The following is a 26,989-nucleotide window of genomic DNA, read 5'->3' on the forward strand; positions in this document are numbered from 1 at the left end:
AGGAAACTACATAGAGTTCAATGAAAACAGTTGCAAACTATTCATATTTTGTTATGATAGTGTTACGAAAACGTTTGCATAAAAAATCCGATGGGATGCAAAAGGAGAGAATTAGTATGAATAAGACATGGTGGAAAGAAGCTGTCGCTTATCAAATTTATCCACGTAGCTTTATGGATTCAAATGGTGATGGTATTGGAGATTTACAGGGGATTATTGCAAAGCTGGATTATTTAAAAGATTTAGGTATAGATGTAATTTGGATTTGTCCAATGTATAAATCACCTAATGACGATAATGGTTATGATATTAGTGACTATCAAGATATTATGGATGAATTTGGTACGATGGAAGATTTTGATATGCTACTAGATGAAGTTCATAAGCGTGACATGAAGCTTATTATTGATTTAGTTATTAATCATACAAGTGATGAACATCCATGGTTTATTGAATCAAGTTCTTCTAAAGACAATCCGAAGCGTGATTGGTATATTTGGCAGGATGGTAAAGACGGCGCGGAACCAAACAATTGGGAAAGTATCTTTAATGGTTCTGCATGGGAATATGATGAAGTGACAGAGCAATATTATTTACATTTATTCTCGCGTAAACAACCAGATTTGAACTGGGAGAATAAAGAAGTTCGTGAAGTTTTATATGATACTGTTAATTGGTGGCTTGATAAAGGTATTGATGGTTTCCGCGTCGATGCGATTAGTCATATAAAAAAAGAAGATGGTCTGAAGGATATGCCAAATCCAAAAGGGTTAAAGTATGTGCCTTCTTTTGACAAACATATGAATGTAAATGGTATTCAGCCATTACTAGAAGAATTAAAAGAAAACACATTTGCTAAATACGATATTATGACTGTTGGAGAAGCAAATGGTGTGAAAGTTGAAGATGCTGATCTTTGGGTTGGAGAAGAGAATGGTAAATTCAATATGGTATTCCAATTTGAGCATTTAAGCTTATGGGATGCAGAAAAGAAGAAAGATCTTGATGTTGTTGAGTTGAAAAAAGTATTAACAAAGTGGCAAAAAGGTTTAGAAAATAAGGGATGGAATGCTTTATATATTGAAAATCATGATAAGCCACGTATTGTGTCTACTTGGGGAAATGATAAAGAATATTGGCGTGAAAGTGCAACGGCTTTAGGAGCGATGTATTTCTTTATGCACGGCACACCGTTTATTTATCAAGGACAAGAAATTGGTATGACAAATGTTCAGTTCCCAAATATTGAAGATTACGATGATGTAGCAATTAAAAATTTATATCGTGAGAAAATTGCAGAGGGCGTATCACATCAAGATATGATGGAAATTATATGGGCTTCTTGCCGCGATAATTCACGTACACCTATGCAGTGGAATGATGAAATGAATGCTGGCTTCACAACAAGTACACCTTGGTTTAGCATGAATCCAAATTACAAAGAAATTAATGTTGAAAAGCAAAAAAATGAAGAGAACTCTATTTTCAATTTCTATAAGAAAATGATTGCCTTGAAAAAAGAGCACGATGTACTGAACTACGGTACGTACGATTTACTTTTAGAAGACGATCCACAAATTTATGCATATACACGTACGTTACAGGATGAAAAAGTCATTGTAATTAGTAATATCTCAAAAGAGGAAGCTGTGTATAATACGAGTTTATTCGCATTAGAACGCAAACGTTTGCTTTTAAATAACTATAAAGTTGCGGAACATGAACAAATAACTACAATCACGTTAAAACCTTATGAAACAAGGGTTTATCGCATTTCATAATGAAAAAGGATGCTCCTTGAGCATCTTTTTTTATGAAAAAAAATAAATTTCTATTGCAATGTGAAAACGCTTTTATTAAAATAGATTTATGAAAACGGTTGCGTAAAGAGAAAAAAGTAACATAAGGAATCGTTTTCATAAGAGAAACAGAAATTATAATTTAAATCATTATGTTGTTATAAATAAAGGGGAGGAAGAACAGATGAAAATTACGTCTTTTGATTTTTGGCAAAAGTTCGGGAAAGCATTATTAGTGGTTGTAGCTGTAATGCCAGCAGCTGGTTTAATGATTTCCATCGGTAAGTTAATTGGGATGTCTGCTGGGGATATTAACGCAGTTCATACAATTGCTCGAGTAATGGAAGACATCGGTTGGGCAATTATTACAAATCTACACATCTTATTCGCAGTAGCAATTGGGGGATCTTGGGCGAAGGATCGAGCAGGTGGTGCATTTGCAGCACTATTAGCATTCGTCTTAACAAACAGAATTACAGGAGCTATATTTGGCGTAAACGCTCAAATGTTAACGGATTCAAAAGCGACAGTTTCTTCATTTTTAGCAGGAGATTTACTTGTAAAAGATTACTTTACTTCTGTACTTGGTGCACCAGCATTAAACATGGGAGTTTTCGTAGGGATTATCACAGGTTTCTTAGGAGCTACTTTATATAACAAATACTACAATTATAATAAACTGCCACAGGCATTAGCATTCTTTAATGGAAAACGATTCGTACCATTCGTTGTAATTGTTTGGTCTACAGTCACTGCGATTTTATTATCACTTGTATGGCCATTTATCCAAAGTGGATTAAATGAATTTGGTCGCTGGATTGCAGCATCTAAAGATAGTGCACCAGTTATTGCACCGTTTGTATATGGAACGTTAGAACGTTTATTATTGCCATTTGGATTACATCATATGTTAACAATTCCGATGAACTACACAGAGCTAGGCGGAACATATACGATGTTAACTGGCTCAAAGGTTGGACAAATTGTAGCAGGACAAGATCCGTTATGGCTTGCATGGATTACAGATTTAAATAATTTATTAGCAAATGGAGATACGAAAGCATATAACGATTTATTAAATAACGTTGTACCAGCTCGTTTCAAAGCTGGACAAGTTATCGGCTCAACGGCAGCGTTAATGGGGATTGCGTTTGCGATGTTCCGTAATGTTGATAAAGAAAAACGTGCAAAATATAAACCAATGTTCTTATCAGCTGCATTAGCAGTATTCTTAACAGGTGTAACAGAACCAATTGAATTCATGTTCATGTTTATTGCACCAGTATTATATGTTGTGTATGCAATTACAACAGGACTTGCATTTGCATTAGCGGATTTAATTAATTTACGTGTTCATGCATTTGGATTTATTGAGTTAATTACACGTACACCAATGATGATCAATGCAGGTTTAACGAGAGATTTAATCAACTTTGTCATTGTTTCATTAGTGTTCTTCGGCCTTAACTTTACGTTATTCAACTTCTTAATTAAAAAATTCAATTTACCAACGCCAGGGCGTGCAGGTAACTATATTGATAATGAAGATGAGTCAACAGAAGGAACAGGAAATGTACAAGATGGTTCATTAGCAACAAAAGTTATTGATTTATTGGGCGGAAAAGATAATATTGCTGACGTAGATGCTTGTATGACACGTTTACGTGTAACAGTAAAAGATTTAGATGCCGTTGCACCAGAAGCAAAATGGAAACAAAATGGTGCTTTAGGACTTATTGTAAAAGATAAAGGTGTACAAGCAGTATATGGCCCGAAAGCTGACGTATTAAAGTCAGATATTCAAGATATGTTAGGTGCGTAATAATATGAAATTGCTAACTTTAAATTGTCACTCTTGGCAAGAAGAGAATCAAATTGAAAAAATAAAGTATCTTGCTAAAGCAATTCAAGAAGAAGATTATGATGTGATCGCATTGCAAGAAGTAAGTCAGTCTATACAAGCTGAAAATGTATGCGGTAACAAGAAAAAAGATAATTTTGGACTTTTACTGCTAGAAGAGTTAAGAGCATTAAATGTAAAAGAATACAATATTATTTGGGATTTCTCTCATATTGGATATGACGTGTACGAAGAAGGATTAGCAATTATAACAAAGCACAACATTGTAAAGGAAGATACGCTCTTTGTCTCAGAAAATAAGGATACAACGTATTGGAAAACACGCAAAATTGTAAGTGCAACAATTGCTTATAATGATAAGAATATAACGTTTTATTCTTGCCATCTCGGTTGGTGGAATGATGAAGAAGAATCATTCAAAGACCAAGTTGATCGTTTAATGGAGCGTGTAAATAGCAATGAACTTTCCTTCTTAATGGGTGATTTTAATAACAATGCTCGTTTGGAAGGAGAGGGTTATGAGTATATGATGCAAAAAGGTTTATATGACACATATGAACTAGCGATAGAGAAGGATGAAGGAACAACTGTCCAAGGAGAGATTGCTGGTTGGGATGAAAATAAACAAAACTTACGAATCGACCTAATATTAAGCAATCAAAGTAAAACAGTTAATTCTTCAAAAGTCATTTTTAATGGAACAAATCGAAATGTAATTTCTGACCATTTCGGTGTAGAAGTACAATTAGATATATAATAGAAGAAATCCTCACAGATAATGAAAAGCTGTGAGGATTTTTTGATAAATACAAGTATTCCCAAGAGAAAATACTTGTATTTTTTATGACATTTCCTATATATTTGTTATTATTGAATGTAAAACTAATTTGGTCATTTTGTATGCATACTTTTTTTACTTCGTTATATAATGAAGTAAGTGAAATATTTAATGGGAAAAATAGTATGTTTTCGTTTAATCCACGATGTAGAAAGTGATATAATTACAAAATGTATGTATCATTTTCTAAAGAAGGAAAAATATATAATTAGGTGATAACTTTTATGAAACAAATTTGGCGTATTTATAAGACAGATTTACGGAATGTAGCCAAACATTGGGCTGCAATTGTTATTGTTTTAGGGTTAATGATTTTACCATCGTTATATGCATGGTTTAACATTAAAGCTTCTTGGGATCCTTACGGAAATACGAAAGGAATCCAAATTGCAGTTTCTAACCAAGATGTTGGATCAAATTTAAGAGGGAAAGATATTAACATCGGGGAAGAAATTGTAGATTCACTTAAGAAGGACAAAAATTTCGGGTGGAAGTTTGTTGATGAAAAGCAAGCAATTTATGGAGTAGAGCGTGGAGATTATTCCGCAAGTATTACTATTCCAAAAGATTTTTCTGAAAAGATTGCAACGGTCTTGAATGAAAATCCACAGAAACCAGAACTTGATTACTATGTAAATGAAAAAGTAAATGCGATTGCACCGAAAATTACAGCTAAAGGTGCATCGGGTCTTACAGAAGAGGTTAGTAAAAACTTTGTTAAAACAGCAAACGGTGAGATTTTTGAAATCTTCAATGACCTTGGAATCGATTTAGAAACTAACTTACCAAGCATCGAGAAAGTAAAAGATCTTGTATTTAAATTAGAAGCGCAGTTCCCAGAAATGAATACACTTATGGATAAGGCGTTAGATGATGCGACTCGAGCGGAAGATATCGTGAAAGTAGCACAAAAAGATCTACCTGTTGTAGAGAGTGTAATAAATGATGGGCAAGAAGCGTTGGCAAATTTAGATAAGTTCTTTGCAAGACAAGATCAAACATTAAAGAATGCTCCAGGAACGATAAGAAATGATTTAGTAGCAGCAAAAGGTGTTATGGATAGCGCAGCTGCATTTACTGACTTTTTAATGAATCCGGGTGTAGATTTAAATATCCCTGATTTTTCTGGAATGAATGGATTACCTGAATTCCCGGCGAGACCGGATCTTTCTAAGTTGAACAATGATGGTTACAAAAGTATAGCGCAAAATATTAATCAAACAGTAAATAATGTTTTAAGTTCATCCCGTGCAGGAACGGCTTATGGGAAAAGTGTTGTAAATGGATTGCAAAATGGAAAATTTGATCCGGAACAAGCAAAGAAAGATTTAAATGCGGTATCAGATCAATTGCAATCTCGTACAGAGGGTATTTCGTATCTTATTAATGTATTTACCGAACTTCAGAAATCAGTAACGACTGATTTTGGTAAAAGCTTTTTCCAAGGACGAGTGGATCGTCTGACGAAGCTTAAAGGCGGTATGGAAAATGCAAATAACGGTATTAAAGATATTGTAAATGCTATTGGTACAGGACAAGAAGTAAAGAAAGATGTAACAGATGTAGCTAATCAAAAATTAGATGCAGCAAATGCGTTAATTGATCAAGCTGAAAAAGATTATAATGAAACATTTGTAGCAGATTATAAAAAAGCAGTTAGCACAGTAGATCAAGCTAAAGCTGATGCAAATGAATTATATGATAATGCGAAAGCAGATTACGATAAAGCGAAAAATGGTTTTGAAAGTACTAAATCTAGTTTCCAAAAAGCACTAGAGGATGTACAAAATAGAGGCGTTAACGGTTTAGAAGGTTCGAAGGAAGCCTTAAAAAGTTTGAATGGTCAATTCCAATCTGGAATCGGTTTAATTGATGATATGATTCCCGTTCTAGAAAGCACAAATAAGGTTTTAGCAGATGTAAATAGTGATAAAAACCTTAATAATGGAATTGCAAAATTAAATAAAGCGAAAAGCAGTTTACAAAAAGGTGTAGAGGCAACGAATAAGGGTATTACACTTCTTAACAATGGCCAGAAACCGACAAAAGATGTAATTGAAAGTATTAACAATGCTGCGAAAGGCGGAGCAGCTCAATTAGCAGATGTATTATCGACGTATGATGCAGAAATTGTACCAGGCTTCAATACAGCAATTGCTCGTACAAAAGAGATGTCGAAAAATACAACTCAAATTTTAAATGATGCAGACAAAAAGCTTCCAGATGTTAAAAAATTACTAGAAGATTCATCAAAAGGCTTAGTAGACGGTAGAAAGAAATTAGCAGACATTAAAGCTGAAATGCCGGAGACTGAGAAAAAGATTAAAGAATTAGCAGATAAAATTCGTGATTTTGAATCTGAAGAGGATATAAAAGACATCATACGCTTATTAAAGAATGATGTTGAAAAGCAAAGTGACTACTTTGCAAATCCAGTAAATTTAAAAGAGAATAAATTATTTGCAATGCCGAACTACGGTTCAGCAATGTCACCATTCTATACAGTGCTTGCATTATGGGTAGGCGCATTATTAATGGTTTCATTATTAACGGTAGAAGTACACGAAGAGGGCGCGAATTATAAGAGCCATGAAGTTTACTTCGGACGTTTATTAACATTCTTAACGATAGGTCTTTCACAAGCGTTTATCGTATCAATGGGAGATATATTCTTACTCGGTACGTACGTAGTCGATAAGTTCTGGTTTGTGTTATTTAGTTTATTTATTGGGGGAGTATTTGTTTGTATCGTGTACTCACTCGTTTCTATTTTCGGAAACGTTGGGAAATCGATGGCGATTATTTTACTTGTACTACAAGTAGCAGGATCGGGCGGTACGTTCCCAATTCAAATGACACCACCATTCTTCCAAGCGATTTATCCGTTCTTGCCATTCACATATGCTATTAGTGCAATTCGTGAAACAGTAGGTGGAATGCTTTGGGATATAGTAACTAGAGATTTACTTGTGTTAAGTGCTTTCGTAGTAATCATGGTTGTGGCTGCATTATTACTGAAAACACCAATTAACAAATCAAGTGAAAAGTTTGTTGAGAACGCAAAAGGAAGTAAAATTATTCATTAAAAATAAAAGGTTCCTACCGATAGTGGTAGGAACCTTTTTGTTTAATCAAATTTTAATTTCTTTAATGCTTCTGCGAATGGATTGTTTAATGGTTCTTCTTCTTTGTTCTGCTGTTTCATATATTTTTGAACGTCGCGTTTATCAGCTTTGCTGCCGGATTCTTTTTTACGTCTCTCTTGGAATGTAGAAAGTTTCTCACGATAGCCACATTTACATGCGAAAATTTGGCCTGCTCCTTCACCACGAAGTTCTAGTTTCTTTTTACACTGAGGACAGCGTGCATTTGTAGTGCGGGATACATTTTTACGGTGACCACATTCGCGATCTTGGCATACAAGCATTTTACCTTTTTTACCGTTTACTTCTAACATTGGTTTACCACAGTCTGGACAAGACTTCGTTGAAATGTTGTCGTGTTTATATTTCTTATCACTCGATTTAATTTCAGCAACAATTTCTTTCGTATAGTTCTTCATTTCTGAAATGAATACTTCTTTCTTTAATTTTCCTTTAGCGATAGCTTCTAACTTTTGCTCCCATTCACCAGTTAGTGTAGGAGATTTCAGTTCTTCTGGCACTAAATCAAGTAACTGACGGCCTTTTGAAGTAATGTGAATATCTTTACCACGTTTTTCAAGCAAGAACGAATTGAATAACTTGTCGATAATATCAGCTCGTGTAGCTACAGTACCTAATCCACCAGTTGACTTTAACGTGTCAGCAAGTTGTTTGTTTTGCGTATCCATGTATTTTGTTGGGTTTTCCATTGCTGAAAGTAATGTTGCTTCATTAAAGCGTGCAGGTGCTTTCGTTTGACCTGATGTTTGGACAATTAGTTTTATGTTTAATGTATCGCCTTTTTCGATGCGAGGTAAGATTTGTTCTTTTACATCATCGCTTGCATCATCATCTTCAAACCGATTTGCATAAACCTCTTTCCAACCAGCATGTAAAATCGTTTTTCCGCGTGCGATGAACGTTTCGTCACCAATTTTCGTGCGCAATGTTAGTTGTTCATATTCAAAGGCCGGGAATAAAACAGCTAAGAAACGTTTTACAACTAAGTCATAAATTTTACGTTCTTTATCTGTGAAAGCTGAGAAGTTTACATAGCTCTCTGTTGGAATAATTGCGTGATGATCACTTACTTTACTATCATCAACAAATGATTTATTAGATTTTACAGGTTTCTGCAATACTTTATGTGCTAAAGGACGGTATTCTCCAACTCCGCAAGCCTTCAGACGCTCTGGAAGTGTTCCGACAATATCAGATGAAATATAGCGTGAATCTGTACGAGGGTACGTTAAAACTTTATGCTGTTCATATAATTTTTGCATAATGTTTAATGTTTCTTTCGCAGAGTAACCAAATATTTTATTCGCATCACGTTGTAGTTCAGTTAAATCGTAAAGACCAGGAGCGAACGATTTCTTTTGTTTTTTATCAATGTCTACAACAGTAGCATTTTGTTTACTAATTTTGTTCACGATTGCATCAGTTTTTTCTTTATTAAAGCTACGGCTATTTCCTTTTGTATCTTGCCAAGTTAGCTTTAATCTCTCAGCTGTTTGAGCTTCGATACCATAGTAAGTTTGAGCTTTGAAATGTTTGATTTCATCTTCACGGCTTGCAATCATGGCTACAGTAGGTGTTTGAACACGACCACAATTTAGTTGGGCATTAAAGCGAGTAGTTAATGCTCGAGTCGCATTAAGTCCGATATACCAGTCAGCCTCTGAACGTGCGACAGCTGAAGCGTATAGATTGTCATATGCTTTTCCTGGTTTTAAATTTGCGAAGCCATCTTTAATTGCTTTATCGGTAACAGATGAAATCCATAGACGTTTAATCGGTTTCTGCATTTTAACTTTATCGATAATCCAGCGTGCGACCAACTCTCCCTCACGACCGGCGTCAGTAGCTATAATGATTTCATTTACATCTTTTCTAAGAAGCTGACTTTTTACAGCGTTAAACTGTTTCCCTGTTTGTTTAATAACGGTTAGTTTTAAACGTTCCGGTAGCATTGGTAAATCTTCTAAATTCCACTGTTTATATTTCACATCATAGCTTTCTGGATCAGCTAATGTAACGAGATGACCTAAAGCCCAAGTAACAATATATTTACTACCTTCAAGATAGCCGTTCCCTTTTTTATCACATTTCAGTACACGTGCGATATCACGTGCAACAGAAGGTTTTTCAGCAATTACAATACTTTTTGCCATATTTAAAAACATCCTTTCAAATTTCCATACGTTAAATATAGCATACATCTTTGTTCTATTCAGTCTTGCTGACGGTTTGAGTTATTTGTGGTGAAATATACGTGTGAGAGTTTTACTTATATAAAGGCGAAGAATGGTTGAACCAAGAGAGTTCTGATCTCTATCATTCTATAAAAGTAAAGAACTTGTTATTTTACTAGAATAAGAGTAGACTTTGAAGTAGATGAATAATAAACACATGGGAGTTTGTGGATGCAAACTGAGAGTATGACTAGTCCGTCATTGACCATTTGAACCTGTTGGATAATGCCAGCGTAGGGAGAGTGTAAAAGCACATGTTCAGGCACTTTGCGTACGCGCAAAGTGCCTTTTTGTGTATCTCCCATTACTATAGTTAGGAGATGAAAAGGATGAATATGAAAGAAATTAGTAAAGTAGTGGATTTGGTGAGAGAGTCTAATCCACTCGTGCATAATATTACAAATGTTGTTGTAACAAATTTTACAGCAAACGGTTTGTTAGCATTAGGAGCATCACCTGTAATGGCGTATGCAAAAGAAGAAGTAGCAGAAATGGCTAGCATTGCGGGAGCCCTTGTTTTAAATATGGGTACACTTCGTCCTGAAGAGGTAGAAGCGATGTTACTTGCTGGTAAATCAGCAAATACGAATGATGTACCAGTATTGTTTGATCCAGTTGGGGCAGGAGCAACTTCTTATCGAACAGAAGTTGCGAGATATATTCCAGCTGAAATCGATTTAGCTGTTATTCGCGGAAATGCAGCTGAAATAGCTAACGTTATTAATGAGAAATGGGAAATTAAAGGTGTAGAAGCTGGTACTGGCAACGGTAATGTTGTAAATATTGCAAAACAGGCAGCGGATGACTTAAATACAGTTGCGGTAATTACTGGACAAGAAGATGTTGTTACAGATGGAGAGCGAACTATTTTTATTCGAAATGGCCATCCTATTTTAACGAAAGTTACTGGAACAGGTTGTTTGCTAACTTCTGTAATAGGAGCATTTGTAGCGGTAGAAAAGGATTATGTAAAGGCAGCAGTAGCGGCATTAACGTTTTATGGTGTAGCTGCGGAACTGGCAGCTGCTAAGACAGTGGAGAAGGGACCTGGTAGTTTCCAAATTGAATTTTTAAATCAGTTAGCAAATACAACTTCAGATGATATTGAGAAGTATGGGAAGATTGAGTTTATATAGTAAGGAGGGGAACTAGATGTCGCGCATTACAATGGATGAAATGTCTAGGTTATTACGAGTATATTTTATTATGGGAAGTAACAATTGTACGAAGGAGCCACTACAAGTATTGAGAGATGCACTTGAAGGCGGTATAACAATTTTTCAATTTCGTGAAAAGGGAGAAGGGGCTTTAACGGGAGAGAAACGTATTGATTTTGCGAAAGAACTGCAAGCGCTTTGCAAGGAGTACGATGTACCATTCATCGTAAATGATGATGTGGAACTAGCCCTCGAGTTAGATGCAGATGGCGTGCATGTTGGACAAGATGATGAAGGAATTACATCTGTTCGTAAAAAAATGGGAGATAAAATTATTGGAGTATCTACACATACAATTGAAGAAGCACGCTGGGCGATTGAAAATGGAGCCGATTATTTAGGAGTTGGTCCAATTTTTCCGACGAGTACGAAAAAAGATACAAAAGCGGTTCAAGAAACGAAAGGTCTAAAGTATTTTAGGGAACAAGAGATTACAATACCGATCGTTGGGATTGGTGGGATTACGATTGAAAATACAGCTTCTGTTATAGAAGCGGGTGCGGATGGTGTTTCAGTTATTTCAGCGATTAGCTTAGCGGAATCTGCGTATGAAGGTACGAAGAAATTAGTTGAGGAAGTAAATAAGAGTTTGTAGAAAAAGCCTATGTAATATTTTAAATGCTATATGGAGGAATAGACTGCCAAAAAAGTTTAAACAAACGTTTGATTAAAAAAGCACAAACCTTTTTAAATAAAGGTTTGTGCTTTTTCTTTAAAACATAATTGAAATTAAGAGCATTCCAATTCCAATAGAAGTAAAGGTTGCGATCAGGCCCGGAATCATAAAGCTATGATTTAAAACATATTTACCAATTCCTGTTGTACCAGTACGGTCAAAGTTAATTGCAGCAACGATTGTCCCGTAGTTTGGAATGAAGAAATATCCATTTACTGCAGGGAACATCGCAATAAGTAATGCCGGCGGAATACCAAGTGATAGTCCAAGTGGCACTAAAGCACGAACTGTTGCTGCTTGGCTATACAGTAAAATAGATAGAATGAATAGTGCAATAGCAAATAGCCATGGTGCACTTGTCACTAAGTGTTGAATTGATCCTTGAATTATATTTAAGTTTCCGTTGAAGAAAGTATCTCCCATCCAAGCGATACCAAAAATAGCAACAACTGCTGTTGCGCCTGCTTTAAAGACGTTACCAGTTACAATGCTTTCCACATTTGGTTTACAGAAAATAATAATGAGAGCAGCAATGGTTAACATGACCATTTCAATTGTGTTTGGCATGGAAAGACGAGCTAACTTCCCGTCAACCATCCATCCCGGACGAAGGGCTTCAAATGAACCAAGAAGTACGACAAGGAAAGTTCCTACTAGGAAAAGGATAACTGATAATTTAGCGCCTTTTACACCCGCAAATTCTTTTTTCTCTTCAAGTTTAGGGATCATTCCCTCTTTTAATCGCTTCAAGTATTCAGGGTCTTCATTTAATTCTTTTCCCATTTTACTAGCAACGAATGCAGCTACCATACAAGCAATAAAAGTAGAAGGGATACTGACTTTTAAAATATCTAACAAGGTGATTTTATAGTCGGCTAACATTGCTAAAAGTGCAACTGTTGCAGCCGATATTGGACTAGCTGTAATTGCCTGCTGGGAAGCGATAACGGCAATTGACATTGGTCGTTCAGGTCTAATTCCTGATTCGCGAGATACTTCGGCGATAACGGGAAGTACAGAATAAGCGACATGACCAGTTCCCGCGCATAGCGTGAATAAATAAGTAACAATAGGAGCAAAAAATGTAATACGCTTTGGATTTTTTCGTAATGCTTTCTCAGCAAGGTAGACAAGGTAATCCATTCCTCCAGCAGCTTGCAAAGCACCGGCAGCTGTAATTACTGCTAAAATCATAAGCATTACATCAATAGGAGGGGCTGTAGGTTGTAAGTGGAAGACGAAAACAAGTATTGCCATACCAACGCCACCCATTACTCCTAGACCAACTCCGCCTAGGCGTGCGCCAATAAAAATGCAGAGTAGTAACGTAAGAAATTGTAGCCAAAACATGATAAACTACCTCCGAAATTCGTAAGTTAAGATATATTCGAATAATTTAATTTGAATGAAAATTAAATAAATATCCGTGATAATCCTTATTTTATATACATTTTTTATTATATAACACAAGAAATGTAACATTCACGTACTTTGTTAAATTATTTCGAAAAAATAATCCGTTAAAACTTTATATTTATATGTACAAATGGGTGGACATTTTAATTTTTATGTTGTAATCTTTGAAAGAGAATATTGTAATTCTCATAGAACTCCCATATCGTTCAACTCGTTCAGCGAGAAAGGCAAACTGATGGAAACATGAGGACGCAAAACTACAGGAGCTAAGGTCGAAAGGCTATGCTAGCCAGTTACCGGACGGATAGGGTTGGTCTTGGCCAATGCTTTTACATTGGTCTTTTTTTATTCTCGAACATATTGAGAATCATTTCTAAACAAAATATTCGTATATTTTGTTTTTTTGTTTTTAATTTTGATAATTAAGGAAGGTGAATATTAGTGAAAAAGTATTGGCATAAGTTATCATTTCTTCAAAAGAACGTCTTATTAACTGTCTTAGTTATTTTGACGCTTGTTGGAAGTATGGGTGCATTAAGCTTCAACATGTTTCAAAATAGTATGATGTCTTTATTTGAAAGACAGTCTATTGAAACGGGAGAGATAGTGCTAAAAAAACTGGATGTAGAATTAGTTAGAGACATGACGAAAGATCCTACAGCCGAAAGAGTGAAAAAAGAAAAGTTAACAGGGCAATTAGATGAAGTGTCAAAAGAATTGAAAAGTGTTGGACAAACGTATGTTACAGGAGCAAAAGCGAATGAAAAGCGAGAGTTACAACTCGTTGGTTTGACTACAGAGTTAACAAATGCAGTCCCTGTAAAGCCGGGAGATTATTATGAACAACCCGCTCATTGGATGAATGCATACGATAAAGTGATGGATACGAAAAAGGCTCAGATGACAGAAGTATATGAAGATGAATTAGGTTCGTGGGTGACAATATTAGAGCCAATTACGGATGGAGAAAACAATATTGTTGCAATTGTTGCGGCTGACTTAGATGCTTCTATCGTTCCTAGTACAAAGAAGAATTTTGTGATACAGGGTATACTCTTTATTATTATTTCATTAGCAATGGCAACTATTACTCAATTCTTTATCGTACGTCACTCGTTAGCTCCATTAAAAGATTTACGAGAGGGATTACGTAAGATTGGTGAAGGTGATTTAAGTATTAAATTAAAAGAAAGACCAGATGATATTGGAATTATTAATATATATTTCAATAACACGATTGATAAATTTAAAGGGATTATAGATAAAGTAAGACAGACTGCTGAGCAAGTTTCTTCTTCTTCACAAGAATTGTCGGCAAGTACAGAGGAAAACAGTATGGCAGTTCAAGAGATTGCAAGTTCTATTGAAGGTTTAAGAGTAGGAGCGCAATCTCAAGAAACTTCAGTACAACAATGCCTAGGAATTGTACATGGAATGGAAAATAAGGTAGAAGAGATAACTGGGGCTGCGAAACAAGTTGCAGTTGCTTCAGAAGGTATGGAGCAACATTCAATTGAAGGTAATGAAGTCATTGGACAAATCATTAATCAAATGAGTTTAATCCAAAATGCAGTACAAGATTTATCTTCTATCATCTATTCGTTAGAAACAAGGTCAAAAGAAATTAGTGATATTGTAACTGTAATTACAGGTATTTCAAATCAAACAAATTTATTAGCCTTAAACGCTTCTATTGAAGCTTCACGTGCTGGAGCAGCTGGAAGAGGGTTTGCAGTTGTTGCTGATGAAGTGCGCAAATTAGCAGAACAAACTGAAACGTCAGCGAAAGATATAGCGAAATTAATTAGTGAAACGCAGACTGAAACAGAAGAGGCTGTAGTTTCAATGCAGAAAGGTTCAAAAGAAGTAGAATCTGGAATTACTCTTGTTCAAAGTAGTGGTGCGTTCTTCGAGAAAATTTCAAAGTCAGCACAGTCTGTTACAGATCAAGTTAGGGCTGTTTCTAGCAACTCAGGTGATATTTTACAAAATAGCCAGAATATCGTTCAAGTCGTAAATGAATTATCGCATATCGCGAATACTTATGCGAATAGCAGTAGTAATGTTGAAGAAAGTATGAAGGAGCAAGAAATATCAGTACAAGATATTGCAGAATTAGCTACATCTTTAAGTTGGCTTTCACAGGAGTTACAAGAGTTGATTGGAGAATTTAAAAGTTAATAAAAAATATAAGGTGTAGATATAATCTGCACCTTTATTTCTTTAATTAATAGTCTAATATCTAAATTTAAGGATGTTAGAAGTAAAACTTTAATCAGTGGGGGATGAACACCCCCACTGATTAAAGTTTTACTTTATTTTATGGAGAGCGAGAGGATTCAGTATGAGTATTTTCTTAAAACGTTCATATGTGGAGAGATATGAACAATTTTTGCAACAAAATTATGAACCACTTATGATACCGAAGGATTTTCAAGTAAACGAATATAAGCAGATGAAAATTGAGGATATACAAGCGATCGAACATAGTAAGTTAGATATCATAGTCGCTACTTTTGTATGGTTGCATCATGTTAGTAATGAAAAATGTATAGTGATTCCTCATTATATGGAACAGAGTAGTTATCCGTTATGTATTACGATTTCAGAGGAACTTTCTTATGAAGAGCTAAAAGTAGAAATTAATAATCAAATTGTGCAGTTAGAAAACATGGAAGAAGTACAAAAGGTATTATTACAATATGATGAGGGAAAATGGGGGGAACCTGCAGTTACAGTAGGAATAGAGAATAGAAATAGTCAGTTGAACTTTATTGAATTAAAGAATAATTACTTTGAGGTTTCTTATAATAAAATGCAATTGGAAGAAAAAACAGCGACTCGTTATATAGAGCAAATTGAGTATGTATTACAGCAAGGAATTACAAACGAGAAGCAATGTATTGTAGCTATGGATATTATTCCAGAAGAAGAGTTAGCAATATATAAAGAGATAAATCATACAGAAGTACCATATCCGAATAAGAGTATTTCCGATATGTTTTATGAAACAGTAAGGAAGTTTTCAAATCGTATAGCTTTATCTTCGTTAGAAGGAACATTAACATATGAACAACTAAATAAAAAAAGTAACCAAATCGCTCATATGTTATTACATAATGGAGTGAAACAAGGCGATTATGTTGGTATCTTTATGAAGCGAAGTATTGATACGGTAGTAAGTTTATTAGCGGTTTTAAAAGCAGGCGCTGCGTATATTCCAATCGATCCAGATTATCCTGCCAATCGGGTGCAGTATATTATTGAGGATAGCCAATCGAAATTAGTGCTAACAAAAGAAACAAAAATTCCGTATGAAGGCATTCGAGAGTTGTCTCTTTATAATCTTGAAAAATTTTCAGATGCAGATGTGAAATTGTCAATTCATCTTGATGATATTGCATATATGATTTACACATCAGGTTCTACAGGAAACCCGAAAGGAACAATGCTTGCGCACCGCGGGGTAGTTAATTTATGTACATGGATGCAAAGATATTATGAATTAACTGAAGAAGATATTTTTGCACAGTTCCCATCATTTAGTTTCGATGCGTCTATTTGGGAGTTATTTGCTTCATTGTTCTGTGGTGGAAATGTATATGTTTTATTAGATGAGCAAAGACTTTCAGTCGATGCTTTTGCAAATGCAATTTATAAAGAAAAGGCAACATCTATTTTAGGATTAGCTACAATTTTCTTACAACAAGTAGCAACATACCTTCCAGATGAAAGTAAATATAAGTTGGATTCATTAAAGAGAATTGCAGTTGGTGGAGAAATGCTTACTGCTGAAGTAGTGAAATTATGGCGACAGAGAATTGGTACTCATGTTCAATTGAATAATGCATATGGTCCGACGGAATGTACAATTACAACAACTACTTATCCAATTCCAGAGGAGTTAAATGATAAATTTGCTAGTATTCCAATTGGGAAGCCAGCGGGTAATTATAAAGTTTGGATATTAAATGACAATATGAAAGTTTGTCCAATTGGTATTCCGGGAGAATTATATATAGAATCAGTAGGTATCGCGAAAGGTTACTTTAATAAGCCAGAGAAAACAGAAGAAGTGTTTATTCCACACCCCTTAAATTACGATAGTAAGATATATAAAACAGGTGATGTTGTTAAAATATTGGAAGATGGAAATATTGAATTTCTACACCGTAAAGACAATCAAGTGAAAATTAGAGGGCACCGAATTGAACTAGGTGAAATCCAAAATACAATTGCAAAATATGAAATGATAAAAGATGCCGTTGTATTTACGAAGAAAAGTGAAGAAGGTAGTCATTATTTAGTTGCTTTCTATACAACTGTTAATGAAGTTGCTATGGAAACCTTAATACACGATTTAAGAGAACAATTACCAGATTATATGGTGCCATCTAAGTTAATTTATATTAATGAACTGCCACTTACACCAAATAAAAAGGTTGATGTGAAGCGATTAGCACAACTGGAAGAAGAGTATGAGCCAGTTCGTTCACAAGAATATATCGCACCATCCACTGAAGCGGAAGAAAAAATAGCAAAAGCTTGGATTGATGTATTAGGTGTCTCAAAAGTTAGTGTCAATGACGACTTCTTTACAGTTGGTGGGCATTCATTAAAGGTATTACGAGTTTTAACTCTGTTGAAAGAGGATTTTCCGCATTTAACAATTCAAGACTTTTTCCAGGAACGCACAATATATAGGTTATCGCAAATTCAAAGGGAATTAAAAGTAGAGGAAGAAGACGTATTCCGTGAATATAAAGTAATTCATGAGCCAGCAACAATTTCACATATAAAAGAAGTGAAAAGCGGTAAAGTTTCAAATATCTTTTTAACAGGAGCTACTGGTTATTTAGGTTCTCACATATTATATGAATTACTAAAAGATACAACAGCACATATTTATTGCTTAGTAAGACCAACGCAAGATATACAACAAAGAATTGTTAATACATTAACAAATTACTTTAAAAATATAAAGAAAGAATGGCTCCAGCGTATAACAGCAGTACCTGGTGATCTTGGGGCAGAGAATCTTGGTATGAGTGAGGAAGAATTTAAAGTCATTCGTTCCAAGGTTGATACTGTAATTCATTGTGGTGCAGATGTAAGACATTTTGGAGATGTGGCTCAGTTTGAAAATGTGAATGTGCAAGGAACGGGTCGTATGCTAGCGTTAACTGAAGAAGGAGCGACATTCCACTTTGTTTCAACAATTGGTATTCCGATAGAATTAGCGGTGGATCAATGGGATATATATGAAAAAACAGGTGATTTTAACTACGATGTGGTGTTGGAGAATGTGTATTCTAATAGTAAACTACAGGCAGAAAACCTTGTTCGTGAAGCGATAAAAGATGGTGTACGAGGAAATATTTATCGTGCGGGTAACTTAGCTTGTCATTCAAAAACAGGAAGGTTCCAACAAAATATTGAAGGAAATGCATTTTATCGCCTGATTAAAGCGATGTTACTTATTGGACAAGCTCCGAATGTAAAGTGGAAAATTGATTTTACACCAATTGATTTTGCTAGTAAATCGATTGTAACATATGTACAAGATTCACAAATAGCTGGAGAAATGTTACACATCTGTCACCCATATCAAGTTGAATTTGAACATTTTATAAAGCTAATTGAGAGATGTGGATACAACCTTGAAATGGTTCCACTTTCGGAATATGTAAATACCGGGCTTGAATTAGCGAAGGGAAATGAAGTAATAGCAGAGCTAATTGCTTCTCAAGTTGCAGGAGATGGAGCACAGCAATCTGAAATTGTAATGGGTACTCGTAGAACGAATGAATGGATTAAGAAAAAAGAACTGGTAGTGCCAGCGATTAATAAAGAATTTATTCAGCAATTATTAGCTCATGGTGAAGAAGTTGGATATTTTCCAAAAATAATGAAATGATATGTACGCTTTTGTTTGTTCAATAAAATAAATCATGCTACAATGAAAACGAATTAAGAACCGGGGAGCCAATTGGCTGAGAGGATGTAAGTATACATCGACCCTCAACCTGATCTGGATAATGCCAGCGTAGGGAGTTACTTTAAAGTGATGTAGCATAAGTTATTATAGAATAACTTGTATACAAGGCTTTCCTACATGGTAGGAAAGCCTTTTCTTTTTTTCGAAACCATATTTTGTAAGGGGGATTTTATTATGTCACAACAAGTTACAATTTCATTTTCAGTAGTACCACAAGCGAAGAACAAAGATGTGTATTCCGTTGTTGATAAAGCAATTGAAGTTGTACAACAGTCGGGAGTTCGTTATGAAGTAGGGGCAATGGAAACAACGTTGGAAGGAGAATTAGATGTACTTCTTGACGTCATTAAACGCGCGCAACAAGCTTGCGTCGATGCTGGAGCAGAAGAAGTAATCACTTCTATTAAAATTCACTATCGTCCAAGTACAGGCGTAACGATTGACGAAAAAGTTTGGAAGTACCGTGATGAATATGCAAAACCAGAAGCGATCTAAAATAATCACAACAATTTGGCTTATCCTTCTCATTGCTATATGGGAAGGATCTGTTTCATTATTTAAAATTGATCCGTGGATTTTACCGAAGCCGTCTGCAATTGTGCAAGAGTTAATTGGAATGAAAGATTTACTATTACCGAATACAGTGCAAACGTTACAGGAAGTAATAATTGGGTTGTTTTTTGCAATTTTACTTGGGACGAGCATTGCTATCATTATGGATGTCATCCCTTTATTTCGGATTTTAATGAATCCATTGCTCGTTATTTCGCAAACAATTCCAATCGTTGTGCTCGCACCATTATTTATTATTTGGTTTGGATACGGAATGTTGCCAAAAGTAATGGTTGTTATTCTTGTTTGCTTCTTCCCAATTGCGCTTAGCATTTTAGAAGGTTTCCAAACGGTAGATAAAAATATGCTGAAACTGTTACAAACAATGAAGGCAACGAAATGGCAAGTTTACCAGAAAGTAAAGTTTCCAGCAGTACTCCCATACTTTTTCTCAGGTTTAAAAATTGCTGTTACATATAGTGTGATGGGGGCAATTATTGGGGAATGGCTTGGTGCCAGCGAAGGATTAGGAGTTATGCTTACAAGAGCAACAAAATCCTTTTTAACGGCTCGAGTATTTGGTGTTGCAGCGATTATCGTCATGGTGACATTATGTCTGTACTTTATTGTTGAATTTATGGCAAGAATAACAGCACCATGGATATACAGAAAGGGCGGCAGAAAATGAAAAAAGGTTTAAAAATTATGTTAGCTGCATTATTAGCAGTAACTGTTGCTGGATGTAATCCGGCGAAGAAAGAAGAAAGTTCAAGTAAAGATAAAAAAGTAAAAGTCGTTTTAGATTGGTTTCCAAATACGAATCATACTGGCTTATATGTAGCGCAAACGAAAGATTATTACAAAAAGCAAGGGCTTGATGTAGAAATTATCCAGCCTGGTGATAATGTAACGGCAGAGCAGATGATTGCTTCTGGGAAAGCAGACTTTGCGATAAGCGCACAAGAAAATGTAACATTAGCTCGTGTTGAAGGAATCCCAGTTGTTTCTGTTGGTGCAATTATTCAGCATAATACCTCTGCTTTTGCATCTCTAAAAAAAGATAATATGACGTCACCGAAAGATTTTGAAGGTAAACGTTATGGCGGCTGGGGGGGACCAGCAGAAGAAGCGACGTTAAAGACGATTATGGAGAAACATCAAGCTGATTTTAATAAAGTTGAAAAAATTATTCTTGGACAAACAGATTTCTTTAAATCAATCGGTCGTGATGCAGACTTTGAATGGATTTATTATGGATGGGATGGAATTGAAGCGAAGCGTCAAGGAAAAGAGTTAAATACAATTATGGTAAAAGACTTAGATCCAGCGCTTGATTTCTATAGTCCTGTTATTATTACAAGTGAAAAACATACGAAGCAAGATAAAGATTTTGTGAAAAAATTTATGACGGCAACGACAGAAGGTTATGATTTTGCAATTAAAGAACCGAAAGAAGCTGCGGATATTTTAATTAAAGCTGTTCCGGATGTGAATAAAGAATTAGTACAAGAAAGCCAAAAGTGGTTAAGTACAAAGTATCAAGATGATGCAAAAGCGTGGGGAGTACAGAAGGAAGAGATTTGGACAAATTACATGAATTTCTTATATGACAACAAAGTTATTAAAAAGAAAATCGATGTAAAAGATGCCTTTACAAATGAATTCCTTCCAAGTGAAAAATGAGTGGATTACAAATAAAAGATATTTTAAAAGCTTTCGATGGAAAGAATGTATTAGCAAATATTAGTGCGTCTATACAAGAGGGAGAGTTTGTCTCTTTTGTAGGTCCGAGTGGTTGTGGAAAAAGTACATTATTAAATATGATTGCAAGTGTTGAAGAGCCAACGAGCGGAGAAGTGTTTTATAACGAGGAGTATGTAAAAAAACAAGATGTTGTTAGTTATATGCCGCAACAAGATTTATTACTACCGTGGCGATCGGCTTTGCAAAATATCGTTCTTCCATTGGAAATCGAAGGGAAGCCTAAAAAACAAAGGCTGACAGAAGGAATGGAAGCATTAAAGCAATTTGAGCTAGATGAATATGCAGATCATTATCCAGATGAATTATCAGGTGGAATGCGTCAAAGAATTAGTTTCCTTCGTACGTATTTATGTGAAAAGCCAATTATGCTGCTGGATGAGCCTTTTGGAAAATTAGATGCATTTACAAAAATGGAAGTACACAGTTGGCTTTTAAATTCTTGGCATCAAGAAAAGCAAACAATTGTTATGGTTACACATGACTTAGATGAGGCAATTTTACTTTCTGATCGCGTATTTATTTTATCTCAAAGACCAGCATCAATAGTTGGCGAGGTCCAAGTGGAATTACCTAGGCCGCGAACGATGGATATGTTAACATCTCTTGAGTTAAAGAAGGATAAGGAAGAAATTTTAAGAGTATTGGCTCCTTACATGAAAAAATAGAAAAAAGTCTTTTAACAGTTTTTTGTATAATTGCTGTTAAGAGGCTTTTTTCTATTGAAGGAGAAAGATGAAATCTATAGGGGAAATAGTGGGTTCATTAACATCGGATAAATTGGAAGAAGGAACAAAAGAAAAAGTAGAGAATAGAATATAACAGAGTGGTTTATACTCTTAATATAACAAATGTTAAAGGAGTGAAAGGATAAAATGACTTTATCAACTGTTCTTCAAATGGTTTTAGCTTGATACGGGAGAAGTCTGCCCATTTTTAACAAATAAGCTAAATTGAAGACAGCAGGTAAAGAACCTTAATCCTTTCTTACTATAATATGTAATGGGTAAGGTGTATTCACCTTACCCATTTTTATATGTATAACTAAATAAGGCTTTATACTGTTGTTCTCTCTATTTAGCTTATGGATCATAAGAAAAGGAGAGAAAAAAGATGAGTATATTAACAGTAGAAAATGTAAGTCATTCATATGGTGAGAAAACCATTTTATATAATGCGTGCTTTCGATTATTAAAGGGCGAACATGTTGGGCTAGTAGGGAAAAATGGAATTGGAAAATCCACATTATTACGCTTGTTAACAGGAGAACTTATACATGATGATGGAAACATTGAATGGTTTCCACATGTGAAGATTGGCTTTTTGCAACAGCATATAGATTTACAAGAAGGCATAACAATTGAAGAATACTTGCAAAGTGCGTTTTCTAACCTGTATGAGTTGGAACGTGACATGTTAAAACTTACAGAAGAGATGGCTGGAGCAGGAGAAGTAGCGAAATTGTTAGTAAGGTATGGAGAGTTACAAACTATATTGGAGAATTCTAATTTTTATCAAATTCATACAGAAATTGAGGAAGTAGCAACAGGTTTAGGCTTGTTTGAAATAGGATTGGAAAAGGATGTTTCAAAGTTAAGTGGTGGTCAGCGGACAAAGTTGTTACTTGGGAAACTCCTTTTAGAAAAAGCGGATGTTTTATTATTAGATGAGCCAACTAACTATTTAGATACAGCACATATAGAATGGTTGCAATCATATTTACAAATGTATGAAAAAGCTTATATTATCATTTCGCATGATGAAATATTTTTGAACAATATTACGAATGTTATTTATCATCTAGAAGAACGAAAGGTTAAGCGCTATGCGGGAGATTATGAAACCTTTTTGCAAAGTTATCAATTACAAAGGAAACAATTACAAGCGGCGTATGCGAAACAACAAAAAGAAATTGCACATTTAGAGGGTTTTATTCAAAAAAATAAAATTCGTAAAGCGAAACAAGCGAAAAGTCGTGAAAAAGTATTAGAGAAAATGAAAAAGGTTGAAAAGGTTAACGATGTACCTCGCGCCCGTTTTGATTTTAATGTTTATACTGAGCCAGTGAGTCGTATATTACAGGTAGAGAAACTGAAAATTGGTTATGGTGAACCGTTATTTCCAGAATTGGATTTTCAAGTGAAAAAAGGGGAAAAGATTGCGATTATTGGTCATAATGGGATTGGAAAAACAACAATGTTAAAAACATTACTAGGACAAATAAAACCGTTAGGCGGCTCAGTTTCTGTTGGGGAACGAGTAAAACCCGCTTATTTTGCACAAGAGGAATTTTCCTCAGAAATAACTGCACTAGAAAGAGTATGGGCAGGGAGACCAGATATGACAAGAAAAGAAATCCGACAAGCATTAGCAAAGTGCGGATTGAAAGAAGAACATGTATTAAAACCTATCCAGTTATTAAGTGGAGGAGAACAAACAAAAGTACGATTATGCGAACTTATCGTAACTAAAAGCAATGTTTTAATTTTAGATGAACCAACTAACCATTTGGATACAGAGACTAAGACGGATTTACAGGAAGCGTTAAAACAATATAAAGGTACAGTTTTAATTGTTTCACATGAGCCCTCTTTCTATGAAGCATGGATAACGAAAATATGGAATATCGAAAAATGGAACGTTTAACAATAATCACAAAGAAAAGGCGTTAGCTTTTATGAGCTAATGCCTTTTCTTTGTGATTAACATGATTTTCGAGAACTCTCAAATGAGAATTGTAAGAAAAAGAACTCTTATGGTGCGCTTATAAGCGCACCATAAGAGTTCTTTTTCTTTGGTTATATTTATAATAATACTAGATGCCTTTCCCTAATAGGCTACTATCTTTTTTATATATACAGATAGTTTGAAATGGAATGGAAATGATTCCTATATGTAAAGGATAATGTGATTAGTATGGGAAGACAATAGAACTTAAAGGAAATTCATGTAAAATTCAGATGAACTTCACGCGAACTTCATATTAGAAACTAAATATAATTATAATAGGTTATTATAATATAAATTGTGATTTTTCATAAAATTAAAAGTTTGAATTTAGGATAGAGCACTCAAACCTAAATTCAAACTTTAGTGAAATAATTAATGGAGGTTACGTTTAGTTTTCATTAATGGATGCATTTACAAGTTCGGCGGGATTGCCTGTTCCTGCCCCTCCGATTGTAACTGATCCACCAGGAGGAATTTCACCATTCCATCCTGCATTCGTAATTACGTAATGATTATTTATTTTACTACTAATTTTAGAATCCCAAACTTGTGTTAAATTGCCGTTATAATCAAATTCTAATTTCCAGTTTTTAATAGGGGTCGTTCCGCTATTTTTAATTATAATTGAGAAGTTGTAACCACTTCCCCAATTTGAAGTGACTGAAAAGGTAGCATTGCCATTTCCAACAGGAGGTGTTGTGTTAGCATCATCTGTTTTTATAAGAATAGAAGTAGGTTGTGATTTGTTACCAGCAGCATCTTTTGCTAATACTGAAAATGTGTATTCTGTATTAGGTTTCAAGTTTTTAATTGTAATGCTATTTGTTGTTGTACTCCATTTCTCTTCTCCGGCAGTAATTTCATATTCAGTAACGCCTACGTTATCAGTAGATGCAGTCCAGTTTAATTGAACTGAGTTTGAATTTTTATTTGTAACAGCAATATTTTTTACGTTTGTTGGTGGTTCAGTATCTTTTTGAGTAATAGGTCCACCAAGTAATTCTTTTACTAGCGTATCAAGTAATTTTGGTCCACTACAACTATATTTTGGACTTGTACGGCAATCCCCGCTTAGTTCCCAAAACATTGCGCCACTTAAACCCTTTGTCTTTATATAGTCTGTTTTATATTTCATAGATTCATTGTCATCATAGCTAATAAAGGTTCCTGTAGTCGCATTATATAAATAAGGTACTTTCGCTACATCGTTCCATCCGCGAACAAAACCATTTTTATTCACATAATTAGATGCTAAATCACCATAATCGTACACACCTGTGTCACCGGTAGAATAATCATCCCAAGTGCCTTTAGAAGCGAGCTTTCCGTCACTACCTGGTTTACAAGGTTGGTATTGCCCATTATTTTCTTTTCCGCAACTTTTCCATCCACGTCCGTAAAAAGGTACACCTAATACGAGTTTATCCGCTGGAACCCCTTCATTTGTATAAATGTCTATCGAACCATCTACGTAAAATTTCGTATCCGCTGCGGGGTCATTTGGATCTTTGTATAGTGCAGCATTATGGTTAGAAGTAGCTTCCCACCCACCGTGGAAATCGTATGTCATAATATTAATCCAATCCAGTATTTGAGAAATCTTCTTTAGCTCTGTATGATCCGCATAACGTTGGCTTGCACCTGACGCGATTGTTAGTAAATATTGTTTACCATCTTCTGCACCAGCTTTCGTTAATGCATTTCGAACATCTTGAAGCAGAAGGGTGAAGTTTTGTTTATCTTCAGGACGATAACTACCACCAGGAATCGTTTCAACACCCGGGTATTCCCAGTCTAAATCAACGCCGTCAAATCCATATTCGCGAAGAAAAGCTACTGTAGATTCAGCGAATACTTTTCTTGTTTTTTCATCAGCGGCCATATCAGAAAAGCGGTTAGACCAAGTCCAGCCACCAACTGAAATAATTGTTTTTAAGTGAGGATACTTAGCTTTTAATCGTTTCAGTTCTCCGAAATTTCCACAGCGGGCATATTTATCACAATCTTCCCAAGTTGTACCCGATCCCGGATAAGATTTTGTGACATCAGCCCATGGTTCACCGAGTACGAGAGTGCCATTAGGGACCTCTTTATTTTGCAGTGGTACACCAGATTCTTTACAGTTCCACGTTTGTTTATTTGGATTATCGGGGTGAGTAGAAGGGTTTCCATGTTTTCCATTCCAGCAAATATCAGCGAAAGCATAGTTTAAATGAGTTAGCTTTGATGCATCAATGTCTGCAACTTGATAATTACGTCCGTAAACGCCCCATGAAGGAAAATACCCAACAATTTTTTGACCTTGCTTTGGTGAATCTGCTAATGCGAAATTTGGAGTAATAAAGTTTGTGAGAAAAAGAGGTAAGAAAAGTAGTAGGGATAGTAATAGTAGCGTGAATTTTTTTGATCTCATAGTCATTTCTCCTTTCAAAATAAAAGATATATTTAAAGGCATGCGCCAATAAACCAAAGTGAATCTAGACGTATGAAACGTCTAGATAAAAATGATCAGACATCACGAAGTCTATACAAGGGAGCTGGGGGTGATTAAATCGTAGCAAATGCAAGATTTGGTGTAAACGCTTTATTTGATTCGCAAAGATTTTCTCAATATTAAATGGCTCTAATACAGACTACACATGAAAATAAAATATTGATTAGGGAGGAAAAGGCTCCTTGTAATTAAATTTGAGAAAAAATTGTATAAAGTCAATTTGTAATAGCGTAGCAAGATGAGAAAATA

Annotated in this window: 16 protein-coding genes and 3 riboswitches; of the genes, 13 read left to right on the forward strand and 3 right to left on the reverse strand. The window is 35.1% G+C overall.

Annotation, left to right across the window (positions count from 1 at the left end; all coding sequences use genetic code 11):
* The first annotated feature begins 116 nt into the window (after positions 1-116).
* From JFU54_RS18275 to JFU54_RS18290, 4 genes are all read left to right on the forward strand, one after another.
* Positions 117-1,781: a glycoside hydrolase family 13 protein gene (locus JFU54_RS18275; RefSeq protein WP_061688654.1), complete on the forward strand. Its 1,665-nt coding sequence runs from the start codon at positions 117-119 to the stop codon at positions 1,779-1,781.
* Positions 1,782-1,983: 202 nt separating this feature from the next.
* Positions 1,984-3,621: a PTS transporter subunit IIBC gene (locus JFU54_RS18280; RefSeq protein WP_201065769.1), complete on the forward strand. Its 1,638-nt coding sequence runs from the start codon at positions 1,984-1,986 to the stop codon at positions 3,619-3,621.
* Between the two features lie 4 nt (positions 3,622-3,625).
* Positions 3,626-4,417, forward strand: coding sequence for an endonuclease/exonuclease/phosphatase family protein (locus tag JFU54_RS18285; protein WP_002016686.1), 792 nt, complete (start codon positions 3,626-3,628; stop codon positions 4,415-4,417).
* A gap of 305 nt (positions 4,418-4,722) precedes the next feature.
* A complete protein-coding gene (locus tag JFU54_RS18290) occupies positions 4,723-7,584 on the forward strand; it encodes a YhgE/Pip domain-containing protein (RefSeq protein WP_063217679.1) in 2,862 nt (953 codons plus the stop codon).
* Between the two features lie 41 nt (positions 7,585-7,625).
* Here JFU54_RS18290 and topB read toward each other — a convergent pair whose 3' ends face one another.
* Entirely contained in the window at positions 7,626-9,815 is a 2,190-nt protein-coding gene (gene topB, locus JFU54_RS18295) for a DNA topoisomerase III (RefSeq protein ID WP_002140241.1), read from the reverse strand.
* A gap of 228 nt (positions 9,816-10,043) precedes the next feature.
* Positions 10,044-10,153, forward strand: a riboswitch (TPP riboswitch).
* 72 nt (positions 10,154-10,225) lie between these two features.
* Here topB and thiM point away from each other — a divergent pair.
* Positions 10,226-11,032 carry a hydroxyethylthiazole kinase gene (thiM, locus tag JFU54_RS18300; RefSeq protein ID WP_063217680.1) on the forward strand — a complete coding sequence of 269 codons (807 nt, stop codon included), beginning with the start codon at positions 10,226-10,228 and terminating at the stop codon, positions 11,030-11,032.
* 16 nt (positions 11,033-11,048) lie between these two features.
* On the forward strand, positions 11,049-11,708 hold the full coding sequence (gene thiE / locus JFU54_RS18305) for a thiamine phosphate synthase (protein WP_088038306.1): 660 nt from the start codon (positions 11,049-11,051) through the stop codon (positions 11,706-11,708).
* Positions 11,709-11,825: 117 nt separating this feature from the next.
* Here the strand turns inward: thiE and JFU54_RS18310 are convergent, their stop codons facing one another.
* Positions 11,826-13,139: an anaerobic C4-dicarboxylate transporter family protein gene (locus tag JFU54_RS18310; RefSeq protein ID WP_002029556.1), complete on the reverse strand. Its 1,314-nt coding sequence runs from the start codon at positions 13,137-13,139 to the stop codon at positions 11,826-11,828.
* A 282-nt stretch (positions 13,140-13,421) separates the two neighbouring features.
* Positions 13,422-13,506, forward strand: a riboswitch (cyclic di-GMP riboswitch).
* Between the two features lie 140 nt (positions 13,507-13,646).
* Between JFU54_RS18310 and JFU54_RS18315 the strand changes: the two genes are divergently transcribed.
* The 7 genes from JFU54_RS18315 (at position 13,647) to JFU54_RS18345 (ending at position 24,162) form a co-directional block, all read left to right on the forward strand.
* Positions 13,647-15,386: a methyl-accepting chemotaxis protein gene (locus JFU54_RS18315; RefSeq protein WP_078204733.1), complete on the forward strand. Its 1,740-nt coding sequence runs from the start codon at positions 13,647-13,649 to the stop codon at positions 15,384-15,386.
* A gap of 163 nt (positions 15,387-15,549) precedes the next feature.
* Complete coding sequence (locus JFU54_RS18320; protein WP_207192684.1) at positions 15,550-19,122, forward strand: non-ribosomal peptide synthetase family protein; 3,573 nt, start codon at positions 15,550-15,552, stop codon at positions 19,120-19,122.
* A 51-nt stretch (positions 19,123-19,173) separates the two neighbouring features.
* A riboswitch (TPP riboswitch) is annotated at positions 19,174-19,275 on the forward strand.
* Between the two features lie 102 nt (positions 19,276-19,377).
* Positions 19,378-19,698, forward strand: a complete 321-nt coding sequence (locus JFU54_RS18325) for an MTH1187 family thiamine-binding protein (RefSeq protein WP_000082898.1) — start codon at positions 19,378-19,380, stop codon at positions 19,696-19,698.
* A complete protein-coding gene (locus tag JFU54_RS18330) occupies positions 19,670-20,443 on the forward strand; it encodes an ABC transporter permease (protein WP_078204732.1) in 774 nt (257 codons plus the stop codon). The genes JFU54_RS18325 and JFU54_RS18330 overlap by 29 nt, the downstream gene beginning before the upstream one ends.
* The gene (locus JFU54_RS18335; RefSeq protein WP_002124979.1) at positions 20,440-21,438 is read left to right on the forward strand and encodes an ABC transporter substrate-binding protein; all 999 of its coding nucleotides are present in this window, start codon (positions 20,440-20,442) and stop codon (positions 21,436-21,438) included. Before JFU54_RS18330 ends, JFU54_RS18335 begins: the two co-directional genes overlap by 4 nt.
* Complete coding sequence (locus tag JFU54_RS18340; RefSeq protein WP_078204731.1) at positions 21,435-22,184, forward strand: ABC transporter ATP-binding protein; 750 nt, start codon at positions 21,435-21,437, stop codon at positions 22,182-22,184. The genes JFU54_RS18335 and JFU54_RS18340 overlap by 4 nt, the downstream gene beginning before the upstream one ends.
* A gap of 445 nt (positions 22,185-22,629) precedes the next feature.
* Entirely contained in the window at positions 22,630-24,162 is a 1,533-nt protein-coding gene (locus tag JFU54_RS18345; RefSeq protein ID WP_002140244.1) for an ABC-F family ATP-binding cassette domain-containing protein, read from the forward strand.
* Positions 24,163-24,634: 472 nt separating this feature from the next.
* On the opposite strand, the gene JFU54_RS18350 is transcribed toward JFU54_RS18345, so the two are convergent.
* A complete protein-coding gene (locus JFU54_RS18350; protein WP_201065775.1) occupies positions 24,635-26,659 on the reverse strand; it encodes a glycosyl hydrolase family 18 protein in 2,025 nt (674 codons plus the stop codon).
* Between the last annotated feature and the right edge of the window lie 330 nt (positions 26,660-26,989).

The sequence above is a fragment of the Bacillus sp. TH19 genome, from assembly GCF_016651075.1.
Classification (GTDB): domain Bacteria; phylum Bacillota; class Bacilli; order Bacillales; family Bacillaceae_G; genus Bacillus_A; species Bacillus_A mycoides.